This is a genomic window from Psychrobacter sp. TB55-MNA-CIBAN-0194, assembly GCF_040309505.1.
Classification (GTDB): domain Bacteria; phylum Pseudomonadota; class Gammaproteobacteria; order Pseudomonadales; family Moraxellaceae; genus Psychrobacter; species Psychrobacter fozii.
The window spans coordinates 1-289 of the sequence record NZ_JBEOOW010000135.1; the positions used below are offsets into that span (position 1 = coordinate 1).

1 protein-coding gene is annotated in these 289 nt (G+C 50.2%); it reads left to right on the forward strand.

Features of this window, described 5'->3' with window-relative positions:
- A partial coding sequence (locus AAEY75_RS14565; RefSeq protein ID WP_352259963.1) for an aconitase family protein occupies positions 1-289 on the forward strand: 289 nt, incomplete at both ends.

Here is a 289-nt window from a genome sequence, read left to right on the forward strand (position 1 = left end):
TATCAGTAAGCTGCCATATTGCATGAAAGTCGTATTAGAAAACCTACTGCGTAACGAAGATGATGGTCAGTCTGTGGGCAAAAACCACATCGAAGCTGTCGCCAATTGGGACGCAGGTGCTGAGGCGTCAAAAGAAATCGCCTTTATGCCTGCTCGTGTCGTCTTGCAGGATTTCACTGGCGTGCCATCGGTCGTCGATTTGGCCGCTATGCGTGATGCCGTGGTTGAGCTGGGTGGTAAAGCCGAGCAAATTAACCCGTTTATTCCCAGTGAATTGGTCGTCGATCAC